Origin of the sequence: Crocinitomix algicola (assembly GCF_001661595.2) — a bacterium.
Classification (GTDB): Bacteria; Bacteroidota; Bacteroidia; order Flavobacteriales_D; family Crocinitomicaceae; genus Crocinitomix; species Crocinitomix algicola.
On the sequence record NZ_LYPF02000021.1, the window covers coordinates 60345 to 76157 of the forward strand.

At 35.4% G+C, this 15813-nt stretch carries 12 protein-coding genes; 9 read left to right on the forward strand and 3 right to left on the reverse strand.

The genetic code is table 11. The features are described 5' to 3' along the window. Positions 1-168 precede the first annotated feature (168 nt). Positions 169-1725 (forward strand): L-piperidine-6-carboxylate dehydrogenase, encoded by a 1557-nt coding sequence (gene amaB, locus A8143_RS13685; RefSeq protein ID WP_070138391.1) that lies wholly within the window; start codon positions 169-171, stop codon positions 1723-1725. A 75-nt stretch (positions 1726-1800) separates the two neighbouring features. Here the strand turns inward: amaB and A8143_RS13690 are convergent, their stop codons facing one another. Beyond that, on the reverse strand, positions 1801-5817 hold the full coding sequence (locus A8143_RS13690) for a T9SS type A sorting domain-containing protein (protein ID WP_245676513.1): 4017 nt from the start codon (positions 5815-5817) through the stop codon (positions 1801-1803). A gap of 119 nt (positions 5818-5936) precedes the next feature. Between A8143_RS13690 and A8143_RS13695 the strand changes: the two genes are divergently transcribed. The 4 genes from A8143_RS13695 to A8143_RS13710 are packed head-to-tail and all read left to right on the forward strand — an operon-like array spanning position 5937 to position 10259. Then, the gene (locus tag A8143_RS13695) at positions 5937-7673 is read left to right on the forward strand and encodes a DUF255 domain-containing protein (protein ID WP_070138393.1); all 1737 of its coding nucleotides are present in this window, start codon (positions 5937-5939) and stop codon (positions 7671-7673) included. 40 nt (positions 7674-7713) lie between these two features. Then, positions 7714-8937, forward strand: coding sequence for an MFS transporter (locus A8143_RS13700; RefSeq protein ID WP_083261396.1), 1224 nt, complete (start codon positions 7714-7716; stop codon positions 8935-8937). Between the two features lie 18 nt (positions 8938-8955). Further along, positions 8956-9774, forward strand: a complete 819-nt coding sequence (locus A8143_RS13705; RefSeq protein ID WP_070138395.1) for a UbiA family prenyltransferase — start codon at positions 8956-8958, stop codon at positions 9772-9774. After that, positions 9771-10259, forward strand: coding sequence for a hypothetical protein (locus A8143_RS13710; RefSeq protein WP_070138396.1), 489 nt, complete (start codon positions 9771-9773; stop codon positions 10257-10259). Before A8143_RS13705 ends, A8143_RS13710 begins: the two co-directional genes overlap by 4 nt. Here the strand turns inward: A8143_RS13710 and A8143_RS13715 are convergent. Further along, positions 10234-11115, reverse strand: a complete 882-nt coding sequence (locus A8143_RS13715) for a hypothetical protein (protein WP_070138397.1) — start codon at positions 11113-11115, stop codon at positions 10234-10236. The genes A8143_RS13710 and A8143_RS13715 overlap by 26 nt on opposite strands. A 25-nt stretch (positions 11116-11140) precedes the next feature. Beyond that, positions 11141-12766 (reverse strand): hypothetical protein, encoded by a 1626-nt coding sequence (locus A8143_RS13720; RefSeq protein ID WP_070138398.1) that lies wholly within the window; start codon positions 12764-12766, stop codon positions 11141-11143. Between the two features lie 30 nt (positions 12767-12796). Here A8143_RS13720 and A8143_RS13725 point away from each other — a divergent pair, with 30 nt between their 5' ends. The 4 genes from A8143_RS13725 to A8143_RS13740 all read left to right on the forward strand — a co-directional run bounded on the left by A8143_RS13725 (position 12797) and on the right by A8143_RS13740 (position 15799). After that, positions 12797-13708 carry a histone deacetylase family protein gene (locus A8143_RS13725; RefSeq protein ID WP_317040036.1) on the forward strand — a complete coding sequence of 304 codons (912 nt, stop codon included), beginning with the start codon at positions 12797-12799 and terminating at the stop codon, positions 13706-13708. Positions 13709-13840: 132 nt separating this feature from the next. Beyond that, complete coding sequence (locus A8143_RS13730) at positions 13841-14176, forward strand: arsenosugar biosynthesis-associated peroxidase-like protein (protein WP_070138399.1); 336 nt, start codon at positions 13841-13843, stop codon at positions 14174-14176. Position 14177: 1 nt separating this feature from the next. Then, the gene (arsS, locus tag A8143_RS13735) at positions 14178-15230 is read left to right on the forward strand and encodes an arsenosugar biosynthesis radical SAM (seleno)protein ArsS (protein WP_070138400.1); all 1053 of its coding nucleotides are present in this window, start codon (positions 14178-14180) and stop codon (positions 15228-15230) included. 80 nt (positions 15231-15310) lie between these two features. Then, positions 15311-15799: a hypothetical protein gene (locus A8143_RS13740; protein WP_070138401.1), complete on the forward strand. Its 489-nt coding sequence runs from the start codon at positions 15311-15313 to the stop codon at positions 15797-15799. The last annotated feature ends 14 nt before the right edge of the window (positions 15800-15813 follow it).

The following is a 15813-nucleotide window of genomic DNA, read 5'->3' on the forward strand; positions in this document are numbered from 1 at the left end:
TAATTTTCTCCTTTATGCCACGATTTAACATTAAAGTAACCGATTTTCGGTCTAAAATTAATTAAATCCTGTAAATTCACTTCAAAAAATAAGAAAAACTAAGGAACAAACTAACCCTTTGTTTTACACAAAAATCCTTACTTTTGTTAAGAATTTAAACAAGAAACTATGGCTACAATGACAGTTGGGACCGAAATTAAAGAAGTTTTAGAACAACTCGGTTTAAAAGAAAATAATAATGGTGCATCAACCGGAAAAGGTTGGTTTTCATCTAACGGGGAAGAAATCAAATCATTCTCACCAGTAGATGGTACCTTAATTGGAAGTGTAAAAAGTGCAACACTCGCAGATTACGAAACAGCAATAACAAAAGGTCAGGCGGCATTTAAAGAATGGCGTGAAATTCCTGCTCCAAAACGAGGAGAAATTGTTCGACAATTGGGTGATAAACTGAGAGAATATAAAATTCCACTTGGTAAATTGGTATCATATGAAATGGGAAAATCATACCAAGAAGGATTGGGAGAAGTACAAGAGATGATTGATATCTGTGATTTTGCAGTTGGCTTATCGAGACAATTAAATGGATCAACTTTACATTCTGAGCGACCAGTTCATAGAATGTACGATCAATATCATCCACTTGGTGTTGTTGGTATTATATCGGCGTTTAATTTTCCAGTTGCAGTTTGGTGCTGGAACACAGCTTTAGCTTGGATTTGCGGCGATGTTTGCGTTTGGAAACCGTCTGAAAAAACACCTTTAACTGCAATTGCATGCCAAAACATTACGCAAGAAGTTTTTGATGCGAACGATGTACCTGAAGGAGTATCAAGCGTATTAATTGGAGATGCTGAACTTGGAAAGGCTATGGCAAATGACAAACGTGTACCTTTAGTTTCGGCAACAGGATCAACAAGAATGGGAAAATCAGTTGGTGAAGCAGTTGGAAAACGTCTTGGAAAATCATTATTAGAATTAGGTGGAAATAATGCCATCATCATTACACCATCAGCAGATTTAGAATTAGTAATTCCAGGTGTGGTTTTCGGTGCAGTTGGAACAACGGGACAACGATGCACATCAACCCGCCGATTAATTATCCATGAATCAATCTACGATAAGGTAAAAGACATCCTCGTAAATGCTTATGGACAAATCAAAATTGGTAATCCATTAGATGAATCTAATCATATGGGACCTTTGATTGACAAAGATTCAGTTGAAACCTATCTTGCTGCGATTGAAAAAGTGAAAGCAGAAGGCGGAAAAGTATTGGTAGAAGGTAAATCTTTAAGCGGTGAGGGATACGAGTCTGGATGCTATGTATCACCCTCTATTGCTGAGGTTGAAAACAGTTATAGCATCGTTCAAGATGAAACATTTGCACCATTGCTCTATTTAATTAAGTATAGTGGAGATGTTAATAATGCCATTGAAATTCAAAACGACGTTAAACAAGGACTATCTTCTTCTATTTTCACAAATAATATTCGTGAGTCTGAGCGCTTTTTATCAGCTGGCGGATCAGATTGTGGAATTGCCAATGTAAATATTGGAACATCTGGTGCTGAAATTGGTGGAGCCTTCGGTGGAGAAAAAGAAACCGGTGGTGGTCGTGAGTCAGGATCTGATGCTTGGAAAGTATATATGAGAAGACAAACGAATACGATTAACTATTCGTCTGAGCTACCTTTAGCACAAGGAATTAAATTTGATTTTTAAGCTTCCTTTAGGTAAAAAATATAAAACCTCCATCAGTAAAGCTGTTGGAGGTTTTTTTATTTAGAATAATTTATTTTATAGTTTAGAAATATCAATCAATCGCATAGCGCCATACCATTTGATAATTTTCTCTCCAACACCTGGTACTTCAATATGCACGATATACATTCCACTTGCAATCGGCACTCCCAAATGATTCTTTAAATTCCAATCCTGAAAAGTTAAATCATTTGCTTTGCTCAACTGCCTCACTACACCTCCATTCATATTAAATATAGTAATATTACACACTTCTGGAAGGTTTGTTATTTTGACACGATTATCTATCGAATTGGTTTCATATTCGGAATAAGCGTAATACGGATTTGGAACAATTCTAATCTGATCTAAAGCTGAGGTAGCTGTGGATAGATCATTATATACAGATTGAACTCCATCGGTTGTGAAACGATAAGCAGGTAGGCCATTATTAATTCCTGTAAATTCTTTAGTTTGATAAGGATGACTAACGCGCATCGACATACGAACATCTGTACTTAAAAACTCTTCACCTGGGACAAGTATCGGTTCAAAAACCCAAATACAGTTCTTCCAAGCATTGATATAATTCCCTGTTGTTTCGTTAGCCAATTGATCGTACAACCAAGCCCCTTCATCATAAACTGGCATACCACTATCGTCTACATCTTCACCAAAAATGTAAACAAAGTGTCCTCCACCAATTATCGGATCACCAGACAAAGCACTCCCTATTTCATCAGTTGGATTCCAAAGCATATCTGAACCATTAGACCCATGATACCATGAATTCTCACCGAAAGCCAAATTTAATCTTTTACCACTTTCCACGTCAATCGCATAACCAGGAAACCAACTCATTCCAGTAGTTTCAAGCTCATTGCCATTAATATCTTTAGATTTTGAAGACCTCAATTTCATAATTGAAGAACCGCCTATCGCTTGATTTTTATTGTGCCCAGTTTCAATAACAGGACATTTTGACCATTTTGACTGATCAGACGTTATTACTAAATCTACGCCATGTATATCCGCAAAACTCACTTTAGATTGACTTATTCCTGGACTGTACCAAGAAGTTGGGTTACCATCGGCATTATAGACTACATCAGGATAACCAATTGGCATGCCTACATATTCATTCCCTAAAAGATTAAATGGGCCAACAATCCCATTTAACAAATTTTCAAAGTTTTGCTCTACATCTTTATTCTTATCCCTATAGAAACATGGATTATTAGAAACCACACCAATACACTCATCGGCATCCGGAATGTTGATTCCTGATCGAATCCAATTCGTTGCGTTATAGAGATCAGAATCAGGACTACCAGTTAACCATCGTTTTGATGAATCTGCAAAAACGATTTGTCCGTCAATTGGATCAGTTTCATAAGCATAATAACCCGCCGTCCTATTCCTATATTTAGTTTGAATTATTTCAACTGAAATTCCCCACTCTGGTATTAATTGATCACCCGCAAAATCAATGGTTTGTTTTGCAAAAACTGTATCATTCATTCCCTTATTCACAATATACCAGGATGCTGTATCCAAATCATCCGGATCATCGGCTGTAAAATACAATTCAAAGTCGGCATTTGGCAAATTCAATGGGTCAATAACTTTTATTATAATCGGTCCTGCACCAGGTGCATATGTCAATTCATCTAAGGATTTATTCGTTAATATCTTTTCTTCTGACTTTGGGTCAAGCACCGTCCAATTCCCTCCATTACCCCAACCGTCAATTCGCGTAATGGGCAATTGATAGCCATATGGGACAGCTTGAATAGTTCCCCCACTTTCTGGGTTGGGCGAATGGGGAATTCCGAGATAAGACACTATTTCCCCAATTGCGGCTTTCCTGCTAGATAAGTAGGGTAATTTTTGTCCATCTATTAATGTTGGATCATCGGGGTCATAGGGCTTAAAATTATTACTTGCATAGGAAATTGCCATGTAATAGTATTTTTTAAAATTAATCAACTTTCGATCACCAGTCGCAAATTGATCAGTTGTCACACTAAACGAATGACGGATTCCTTCATTGGCACCATCGACTTTAACTTCTGGCAAAGCAGCTCCAATTTCTTCATCAAAAGTGTAATTTACTAATTTGGTGATTGTATCTCGAATGTCACATTGGAAAACCAGACGTGCTTTTGAGATATCACTTAATTCAGTGGGAGAAACAGTTTCATCAATAATTTGAAATACCTGATACCCCTGAAAGCGGTATAAATTGTCAAACCCCTCAACACCGTCTACATTAACAATAAATGGATCCAGCTCTGCATAGTTTTCATCAAAATTATTAGAGCCGGTTGCATTATATATAGAAATTACTAATTCATTTTCAAGTTCTTGAATTGATAATTCAGGCGCATGTGGACCATCCAAGACTTTGAAACAATTATCAAATAATGCTTGGGCTTTATCATCCGCCTTTTGCAATGCAATAACCGATTGAAAAGGATCACCTTCGTTAGAGCGAGCCCAAACAATACCGGTTGTAATATTATTGACAGCACCTGGATCTAATCTAAACGGTCCAGCAGATTGAGCAAACCTTCTATCAAAAGGAACATTTCCAGCAGTTTGCTCTGTCCATACAGCTTGCGGATCACCGTCCGTTCCCCAACCCAATGGATCAGTATCACCAGGAAACATATAATTAGAATGAACTGAAGGCAGAGCACCATCACTACTCACGTGCCCACTGCCCCCATACACAAAAGGAGTACCATCTTTCCAAAATCCACTCAAATAATTATAATAATCTTGCCCAGTTGTTGGATCAGTTTGCGCTTCAATGCCGCCCCCTCCAAGATTATTATAATATAAAAAACGTCTCATTCCTAAACGTTCATTATCAACAATTCCATCACCATAGCCAATTCCCAAACCAGCGTAAGGAATACCGTTTCCAGAGTAAACCTCGCTCATGGAGACACTATCTTCAACATAAATAGGATTATCTATTCCATCATTATCCAAGTATGGACCTTCAAAAAAATCGACCCCAGCGGCAGGAGGATTAAAACCATAACCTAAATAACCGCCATCAGTTGCATCGTAAGCATTTCCGTTATATGTGTATCCGAGGCCCCGACTTACATCACAACCCACATAATCATCATTTGGACCACCTAAGGCACCATCAATAAAAACGCCAAAATAAGTGTCATATAAGGTTTGAGTAGAACGATTCACTAACTCATAATTATAAAAAGTCATATTATTAATGTCATCATTGGTAGCGAACGCAAAAGCCTGACATCGAATCTCCATTCCTAGCGGGTCAGCTCCTGTTTCGGTATGAATATTCCCTTTATCGTTCATTACCCACCAGATCGTTTGATCTCCGTATAATGTCACAGCCCTATTCGTTTTACAATCAATTTCCTTTTCAATATCATACAAGGGGTAATCACCTTGTTCGGGTTCATAAATTCCGTTTTCATCTCGATCATAAAAAGGTGCTAAATAAAAATCTTGATTTAAATCCGGATTACCGTGGGCTGGCCATTCAAGAATAGATTCTGGAATTATGTAATCCCCAAATTCATCTTCCTGAGTTGATGTACCATTTTCTGCATCAAATAATCCTGCTTTAAACCAAGCATCAAACTCTCTTACCTCATCCTGACTTATGACAAAATGGCGATCATACTCCTCACAAACTTCAGGCGTAATTTCAGCTTCTCCCGTTGTGGTAAGTGGGCCTGTCCAATAATCTTGACCATTACGATATCGCACGGCAGCAATCTTTAATTGACCATTAAAATCAATACCACCTAGCCAAAGAGCAGAAGTAAACAACGCCATTATTCCGGATCCTTTTGGTACCTCGTATTGCGAAAAATTTTGACCAGATATCTGCCATAAATTTCCACCGGTATGTATCAAAGCACGAACATTGTTAAACTCTAAATAAGTTGTACCAGAGGCTGGCGCACATCCAGCCGCACGTTCATCTTCGACAGGATGAGGTACATGACCATTATTATACAGTTGTCCTTTTGCTACCCCACCTAAAAGAAAAACAAATACCAATGTTAAATATCGCATAATGCGCAATTTATAAAAATTTAACATTTAAAGGCATTCGGATTTGAATCAATCTACTCAAAAATATAACGATCTAAAATCCATAATGATAAATCAGCCGTAAATTGAAGTAAATCGTTATGAAAAATTCAATTAAAATCATCTTAATAACCTTGTTTACCATACTTTTTTCAGGCTGTAATGAGCCGCAAAAAGAAGAAAAGTTTGAATGGTTAGCATTTACCGAACAGGTTTATGAAAAAGCAAAGGAAAAGAATAAACTAATTTTATTGGATATAGGTGCCAATTGGTGTCATTGGTGCCATGTCATGGACGATAGTACATATTCAAACAAAACTGTTCAATCATTTTTGACTAAGAACTTTATTTTAACAAAAGCCGATCAAGATGAGCGACCAGATCTTTACGCTGCTTATCGAAAATGGGGATGGCCTGCAACAATTATCATGAACAGTAAAGGAGAAGATATTCTTCGTTTAAGAGGGTACCAAAATCCAGAAAAATTCATTTCCATCCTTAAAAACGTAATTCTGCACCCTGAACCCATCACCCAAAAATCTATCGATCAATCAGAGTCTAGGTTAACAATTAAGGAATTAGACGAACTTTTTAAGGGAACACTAGACACTTTAAAAGGCGGGTACCAGTGGAGCAATAAATCTTTATACTTAAACGGAATCAATTACGCATTAAATCAAAAATCAAACCCAATATTGTATAAATGGGCTAACCTCTCTATTCAAAATTCAAGAAATATATTGGATACTGTTTGGGGAGGCGTTTATCAATATAGTGCAAGAGGTAATTGGAATAACCCGCATTATGAAAAACTGCTAAAATACCAAGCGCGGTATATATCCATTTTTGCAAAGCATTTTTACAACGAAAAAGATAGTTCTTCTTTAAATAATGCAAATCAGATAGTTGGATACTGTAATCGCTTTTTAAAAAACTCAACTCCATTGTTTTATAATAGCCAAAATTCAGATTTAGTTTCAGGTGTTCATGCAGAAAATTATTATGCGCTTGATGAACAGAGTCGTTTAAAAAAAGGAGTTCCATCTATAGATAATAATATCTACCTGAAAGAAAATGCACTTTTGATTCAGTCTTTTATTCATTTATGGGCTGCAACAAGCGACACTACATACTTAAATCAAGCAAGAAACATGGTAGACTATATCATGACACATTATAGAAGCGAGAACAACCTCTACCTCCGATCAAAAAAAGACAAAGGAATATTTTCTTTAACTGACAATATTGAATTCTTAAAAACGCTAAACATAATGACACAAATCTTTCCAGAGCACGATTATTTGGAACGATCTCACGAATTAGGAAAGTCGATTATTTCAAATTTTAAAAGTGCCAATGGTTTGAGATCAAGTATCGGGCAAAAAGCTATGCGATCAAACATAGTTTCAACAGCTAATCTAGATGCTGCAATCGCTCTAAATAAACTGGGCTATCTCACAGACAATAAAAAAATTATAGATTTTTCTCGATCTATTTTTAATAAACTAGACGTTAAAGCACTCGCATCATCTGCCGCCACTATACCTACTTTAATTGAAGCAAAAAGACTATTCGCCCAAGAACCCTATCAAGCTAAACTAATAATTGATAAGAAAATCGACAATACAGGAAAGACTTATTTACGCAAACTAATTCTTAATTCAACCTTACCAGTATATTTTAAAGCCGAATCTATTAGAAGTATGACCAAAGAAAACCAACAGTTTTACAATGAATTTTCATTGAACACACTTCTAATGTGCACGTCTACTTATTGCTCCATGCCTATTACAACAGAAACCGAATTAGATAACTTTATTTTAACACTAAACAAATAAAACAACTTAATTCAACCGTGATATTGTGTAAATTTGCACAATGAGCAAGAAGCTACTTCCAGCTTATCTTTTAACATTTGTAAATGTTTTAGGCATAAGCATACTAATGCCTGTTCTCCCTTTTATTGTCGAAGAATATGGAGCTCCAAAATGGGTTTTTGGGTTAATGTTAACCCTTTATTCCAGTTTCCAGTTTTTAGGCTCTCCATATTTGGGTGCAATGTCTGATTCTATTGGCAGAAAACCTGTTTTAGTCATCAGTCAAATTGGAACGCTAATCAGTTGGTTTATATTTTTATTTGCCTTGTTTTTACCGAATACCTCGCTAATAGGAATTTCTATTCCTTTGATCATCATAGGGTTTGCTAGAGCCCTCGATGGTATTACTGGAGGAAACACATCTGTTGCAAACGCTTATGTATCAGACATTACTACCCGCGAAGAAAAATCCTATATTTTTGGGTATTTGGGCGGTATTGCCGGTATAGGAATGATTATTGGACCTGGTATTGGAGGAATGAGCTCTGCAGGATCAATGGGCTATAAAGGAACGATAATAGCCGCTATAATTATCTCAATAATTGCATTAATTGCAATTTTTTTATGGCTAAAGGAATCATTAATAGAAGAAAACAAAAGTGATCGTCAAAAAGAATCCGTTCTTAAAAGTTTTCTAATTTTCAGAAGAATTCGTGAAATCAATCCCAAACCAATTATTAAGGTATTGTTCTTAACCAAATTCTTCTTTTCGGTTATGATGGCATTCTATATGGGTACGATATCTCTATATTTAATTGATTTATTTCAGTTTGATTCATCAGAACTTGGTGTTTTCATGCTTGTTGTTGGAATATTCTTGTCATTTAACCAAGCCTTTATGGCTCCAAGAATAATTAAAAAACTTGGAGAATTCCCAACACTTTTACTGGGATTAGGCTTAAGCACACTGGGATTGATTGCCATTACTTTGACCGATAATTTCTGGCTTTATATTGCGTTTTACTATATCATGAACCTAGGACTTTCCTTAAGTTTTCCAACATTTAATGGGCTAATTTCTATTCATGCCGACCCCAAAAAGCAAGGGGCAGTTATGGGCATAAGTGAATCAATAAATTCTTTAGCCATGGCAGTATTCTTAACAATAGGGTCTGCGCTATACGACATTATTCACTTTCAAGTTTATTATATTATGGCAGCATTGCCTTTCACAGCATTTTTAATTGCTTATACAAGCTTCAAGCGATATAAAGCCAAAACATAAATTTTGTACTTTTAGCGAGTGAAAACACCTGCTAATCCATCATTTAATCGCTTATCTCTATTCGGTATTGCCGCAGTATCTTTATCTTATTCTGGCTTATTGTTCAGAAAATTCATCGCAAGTGATATTATACATTTAGGGCTACTAGTGTTTTTTGGAGTCATTTTAGTTTACCGCGTTAACCATGCTTTTTATTTCAACAACCAACTGCGAAAAAATCTAGTTCATTTTTTCTCATTCCCTCTTCATCTTCTAGCTTTTCTCATTGCGATATTTACAGGCATCCACTATTATACTTACGCCAATCAAATGCCAATATTAATTCTAATTATTGGCGGTTCTGTAGGAGGGTTATATGCAATTCCCTTAACGATCAAATCAAAAACGGTCCGATTAAAAAATGTCATATTTATGAAAAATATTGTCATTGGTTTCGTTTGGGGCACCTTAGTTATTGCTGGGGCATACCCCATAATTAGTAGGGACGTTCTTTGGTTTTTCTTTGCCGTTTTTATGCAAGTTTTTATGGGTAGTGTTATTCGTGATATGCCCGACATAAAATCAGATGTTAACTTGAATATCAATACCATTCCTGGTAAATATGGTAGAAAAATGACATTAATTTTACTTCATTCAACGAACTTATTAGTTTTATTAACTCTCTTTTTATCAAATGCTTCCTTCAACATTCAAATCACTTTTTATTTTATATTCATCGCAAGAGCAATAAATCTTATTGGATTAGCGCATGGAAGCAACCATATATTTTGGACGCAATTCTACAACCTAAATATTTGTACGTTAATTTTTATACTCTTCTTAATATTTAAATTATGACGCTAGCTGAAATTACACCTATAAATTGGGCCAGAATAGTATTAGTATCTGCAATATTATTTTCGTTTTTTTGGGGGTTAGATGCGTTAACACATAAACGCATCGCAGAAAAAGAAATAACCGATAAAGAGTTAAATGTACATCGCATTATCTTACTTTGCTCATTATTAATGGAAATAAGTCTTGTAGGCGTATATTGGTTTGGCTGGATTATGCTACCTCTTTTCATTGCCACTTTTATTACTCGAACAGCACATGAATTTATTGATGAACTTAAGTTTCATGTTGGCCGATGTACACAAAAAGAATCATACCTTCACTTAGGGATGTGGACAACTGTTCTTGTCAAAACCTCTGCATTATTTATTTGGGGTTTTATCTACAATTATAACGGTATAACGGATTTACCGTTTTACTACTATCTAATTGCCGTGCTTGTTCTAATCACGATGTCAATCATTAGTTACTTTGAGTGGCAGAGATAACTTGTTTATATTTAGAATAATGCTCTTTTACTAACCCATAACGACTCGCTATTAAAGTCGAAAAATTATACAGATAAACGCGATCTTCAACAGGAAAACTTGCCTTATTTTCAATCTCAAATTCATTAATTTCAAACTCCATATGATTATTCTCATGAAGTACTTCAAATATACTTCGATCGAATGATGTTTCCATCAACCAACAAACATCCTTGTGTTCTTTAAAATACTTAGGTTGCTTTAATTGATCACTTCTTTTGTCCAGCTTACAACCATTATAACGATTATTTACCACATGACTTCTCATTCTGAATGAAATCCCTTTTAAAACAGGTTTTAACTTAAATACTTTGTCAATAACGCCCCTTTCTTCCAATTCCCGTAATTTCTGAAATGGCGCTAAGGGAGCTTCATATTTATTGCTGCACCATTGCGCAATACCTTTTAGAAAATCGTTCACATTTTCGCTAGACTCATCAAATATTGCGTCCAAACCATGAACTAATTTAACCCACTGTTGCTCAATTTCTATCTCATAAATATCCAAATCAAATTGATCTACCTCTATGCGTTCAACACCAAATAAATTAGCTTCACTTTTTAGCTGAAAACTGTAAACGCTATTATCATTCAATTCTTTACGTCTAAAACGCAAAGAAAATCCACTTTTATACAATTGAAAATCTTCTGTATCTAAATACAAATCGTTATATACAAGTGTATCGTAGGTAATCATCTTAAACCCTTCTCCTATTTCAATCGAATGAAAAAGTGGTTCAAATGACTGAACATCTTTTACTTTTAACTTCAATTGATGCTCATTGTTACTTTGCATCCAACCATTGGTTAATGTCATGCACAAGATTATAAAAACAGAAATTTTAATGACCATAATTTCTAAACCTCCCTTTTTTGCTTATCCATCCCTCAGGGTGATCTTCACCGTTATAATTAACCAATAAAACGCCATCCTTAACAATCCATTCATTATTTTCTTTAATTGATATATGTCGATTGAAATAAATAGGATTCTCATCTTCAATTAAAAATGACTGCAATATTGAAGCTCTTCGCGCGGCTAATTTATGAAAATACAATTCTGCTACAGGAAATGGCCAATTTGCTGCTAAAACAATATTGCGTAATGCAATTGAATCTATTTTCTCAATTTGTTTTGCTACAAAAAATAAATCGTGATAATCAGCCTGTTTATAAGGAATTGGTTCTGCATTCATTCTAGACATAACACGAATTTTATTCCCTTTGCGTTCACAAACTTCCCAAGCCAATTGATTCACTAAACCAACCTTAAAATCACCATTTATAGGACTCACAGATACCCCTAAACTTGTTCCAAGGTCTGAAAAAACAGCAGAAACCCTGTAACGATGCTTACCTTTATGAACCGTACTCAACAACGTGTTGCGCGATCGAGTATCCCAATTGTCAATAAACGCATGTGCAAGTAATGCCCCTCTCAACAAAGCATTTTCTTCCAATTCAATACCCTCCAACATAAAAGGACCTATTCGTTTAACACGATCAGGCCTTGCTTCTAATGCACATTTTTTAAACGTACAATAAAACAAACCTTCGAAAGAACGTAAACTTTGAATAGAATCCGTCATTTCAACATTTACCACGCCATAAGAAGATACAAATGGTTCAAGATTAAAACCGTATTGATCCTTTAATTTCACTTTCAAAGCTTCTAAGGACTTTACTTGGCTATATTCATCAAAAACCAAATAAACTTGATCTTTCAAAAAGGCATAAGGGTGATCGACATCATAGCCCAATGCACTAAAAATTCTTGATCCTACAACATCTGTATGAACTTCATCTCCCCATTTCAAATTCCATTCATTATCTAAATCCAAATCACTGACACGAACCTTTGGAGCAGAGCCATCGGTTCCTATTTTATCCATTAAAACGACCATTTTTTTATGGACCTTTATTTTTTTCTGTTTTGCGATATAATCAAATCGGTCTACTGGCCGTACTTCTGTAAATGAATGCCAGAAAGGGGAGTCGCTATGAATGACTTGTTCTATACCATCAGTGATTTTAACCTTTCTACCAGAACAGTGTTTATAAGTATTGTAAAGCATCCTTAATTTATCAAAGAAATTAACCCGATTAAATTTTCGCGCAGATGCAGCACGGAAAGCAAGGTAATAGAAATGTAATTCATATAAACAATCACGTTGAAATGGACTTAGCTCCTTACCTTTAAAATAAGATTCTTCAATTGCCTCAGTTAAAAATTGAACATGTCTTATAAAAGCCTTTTTACGCTTAGGCAACTTATTCCCATTTAAAAAATTACAGCTTTTGTCCGTTAAAAAATTCGCTGTAGCCCTGAGTTTAGAGAGGTTTAAAGAATCATTTACATAATATAAATCGATGACATTTCCGTAATCAGCTATATTCCCACGAGAAATTTGAGCATGTAAAGTGACTCCATTTAAAATCGATATGATTAGCAAGAATATTTTGAACATTTATTTACTATCAACTAAAATAAGGTAAATTTGACAATTGCGATGCGAATTTCTTATAGTCCAATATATACTTATTCAAGATTGCCAGAAGGCCATCGTTTTCCGATGGAGAAATATGATTTGTTACCTCAACAATTATTACACGAAGGCACTATAACAGAAGCTGATTTTTTTGAACCTGGTCCTTTAACTGAATCGCAGATTTTACGAACTCATAAGGTTGAATATTGGGAAAAACTAAAGTTAGGAACGTTAACACGTAAAGAAATACGTGCACTTGGTTTCCCTTTTCATGAAAGCCTTGTTAATCGAGGACGTCACATATCCAACGGAACCTTAGACTGTGCTAAATATGCATTAAATCATGGAATCGCATTGAATATAGCAGGTGGAACTCATCACGCCTATGCCGATCGCGGTGAAGGTTTTTGCATGTTTAATGACTTCGCAATTGCTAGCAATGAATTACTTTACGAAGGCCTAGTAAAAAAAATTTTAATTGTTGACTTAGATGTTCATCAAGGAAATGGAACAGCTAAAATATTCGAACAAGAATCCCGTGTATTTACTTTTAGTATGCATGGTGCCAACAATTATCCCCTAAAAAAAGAAAAATCAGATTTAGACATTGGCGTTCCTGATGGAATTGAAGACAAAGATTACCTTGAGCTGCTTACAAAAACCCTCCCCGACCTAATTGATGATGTCAGACCGGAAATTATCCTTTATTTAAGTGGTGTTGATGTTTTGGAAACCGATAAGCTTGGTAGACTTAAACTAACGAAAGAAGGGTGCAAAAAAAGAGATGAGTTTGTTTTAACCACAGCACAAAAAAAAGGTATACCTGTCGCTATTAGTATGGGCGGTGGTTATTCACTAAAAATAGCAGACATTATAGAAGCTCATGCCAATACTTTTAGACTAGCACGGAAAATATTCTAATTTTCGAAAGGGTATTAATTCATTCTTCACAAACTTTTTTGTTTGGTAAAATCCAAAACCATAATTATACCGTATTTTTAATGAATTGTAAGCTATTTTAAAACTATTCGACAAAATTTAAAAATATCAATTATGGAAAAAACATATTATAACCCAGCAGATTTAGCAAAATTCGGTAATATCTCAGAGTTTGAGCCGAACTTAGCCAAAAAGTTTTTTGATTATTACGGGGAAGTATTTAAAGCTGGTGCATTAACGGAGCGTGAAAAAACATTAATTGCGTTGGCTGTTTCACACACAGTTCAATGCCCATACTGTATTGATGCTTACACGCAAGAAACTTTGGCAAAAGGATGCACTGAAACCGAAATGATGGAAGCTGTACACGTAGCCAGTGCCATTCGAGGAGGAGCATCATTAGTACATGGTGTTCAAATGATGAATAAAGCAAAAAAACTCAGCATGTAATATGACGAAATCTCTTTTAGCTCAATCACATACTTTTGCCAACTCTCAAAAACAATTGGCACATCTAAATGGTCCATTTTTTGAAAATGATAATTTAACTTTTCAGGAACATTTAAAGAACAATGGTCATTCTACTTTAAAACCAACAGGACTTGATATTTTCCAGATAAATCTGGGTTATATGTGTAATCAAACCTGTAAACACTGTCATGTAGATGCAGGACCCGATCGTAAAGAAATTATGACACGTGATACCATGCAAATTTGCGTGGATTTAGTCCGAAAACATAAATTTTCAACGATTGATCTAACAGGAGGAGCACCCGAAATGAACCCTGACTTTAGATGGTTTGTAACGGAATTAAAAAAGGCCGGTGCAAAGGAGATTATCGTTCGTTGCAATTTGACCATAATTGTCGCAAATAAAAAGTACCACTCATTACCAGAATTTTTTAAAGAACATGAGGTACGCGTAGTAAGTTCATTGCCTTACTATGCAGCTTCCAAAACAGATCGACAACGAGGTAATGGTGTATTTGATCGTTCAATTAAAGCACTAAAAATGTTGAACGATGTGGGTTATGGCCAACCTGGAAGTGGATTAATACTAGACCTCGTCTACAATCCGGCTGGCGCCTTTTTACCGGGCAATCAAGTGGAATTGGAAAATAATTTTAAAAAGGAACTTATAGAGCGGCATGATGTTGTTTTTAATCAACTCTTATGCATCACTAATTTACCCATTAGTCGATTTTTAGATTATTTGGTGAAATCCGAAAATTACGAGGATTATATGAATAAATTACTGACTGCATTTAACCCTGGAGCAATAGAAGGTTTAATGTGTCGAAATACAGTTAGTATTGATTGGGAAGGCTATTTGTACGATTGTGATTTTAATCAAATGCTACATCTGAAAGTTGAGAAAGCGGCTGGACAACATATCTCGGAATTTGACTTAGAAGCCTTGAACAAAAGAGATATTATAGTAAATCAGCATTGTTTTGGTTGTACTGCTGGTGCAGGTTCAAGTTGTCAAGGCACGACTACATAAGCAACCAAGTACTAAAACCATTGTTTTCCACGAAGTCTATTAAGCGGAATAATTATTATATTGTTTAAAAATAATAGACTATGAAAATAAAAAACTTACTGATTTTCGCCTTTGCCAGTTTAACTTTAGTAGGCTGTAAAAAAGACGATCCTGAAACCCCAGAATCGCATTCGTGTACGCAAGGTTGTACAGATGTTAGTGCAGAAAATTACAATGTTAATGCGACAGAAGATGATGGTTCATGCACCTACGTGAGCGACAAGTATCTTGGGACATACACCGTAGCACAAAACTGCAGCTATGATGGGGAATCAACCTATACACTCCAAGTATTAGCCGGTAGTGATAAAAACAAAATCATATTAAAAAACCTAAATAACGAGGTCGAAGTGCAAGCAAATATTTCAGAAGGAGAATTTACTTTCAGTGAAGACAAAGCAGGTTTAACATACGAAGGAAATGGTTATCTCGTTGGTGATAATCAAATCACGATAAACCTTGAACTATGCGAAACCTTCTATTACCCTTGTAGCGACCCAGAACTTTGTACACTAACTTGTACGAAATAATATTTAATCGTATT

Coding starts and splice junctions, on each gene's coding strand:
- amaB (WP_070138391.1), top strand. CDS start 169: ATGGCTACAATGACAGTTGGGACCGAAATTAAAGAAGTTTTAGAACAA.
- A8143_RS13690 (WP_245676513.1), bottom strand. CDS start 5,817: ATGCGATATTTAACATTGGTATTTGTTTTTCTTTTAGGTGGGGTAGCA.
- A8143_RS13695 (WP_070138393.1), top strand. CDS start 5,937: ATGAAAAATTCAATTAAAATCATCTTAATAACCTTGTTTACCATACTT.
- A8143_RS13700 (WP_083261396.1), top strand. CDS start 7,714: ATGAGCAAGAAGCTACTTCCAGCTTATCTTTTAACATTTGTAAATGTT.
- A8143_RS13710 (WP_070138396.1), top strand. CDS start 9,771: ATGACGCTAGCTGAAATTACACCTATAAATTGGGCCAGAATAGTATTA.
- A8143_RS13715 (WP_070138397.1), bottom strand. CDS start 11,115: ATGACATTAACCAATGGTTGGATGCAAAGTAACAATGAGCATCAATTG.
- A8143_RS13720 (WP_070138398.1), bottom strand. CDS start 12,766: ATGTTCAAAATATTCTTGCTAATCATATCGATTTTAAATGGAGTCACT.
- A8143_RS13730 (WP_070138399.1), top strand. CDS start 13,841: ATGGAAAAAACATATTATAACCCAGCAGATTTAGCAAAATTCGGTAAT.
- arsS (WP_070138400.1), top strand. CDS start 14,178: ATGACGAAATCTCTTTTAGCTCAATCACATACTTTTGCCAACTCTCAA.
- A8143_RS13740 (WP_070138401.1), top strand. CDS start 15,311: ATGAAAATAAAAAACTTACTGATTTTCGCCTTTGCCAGTTTAACTTTA.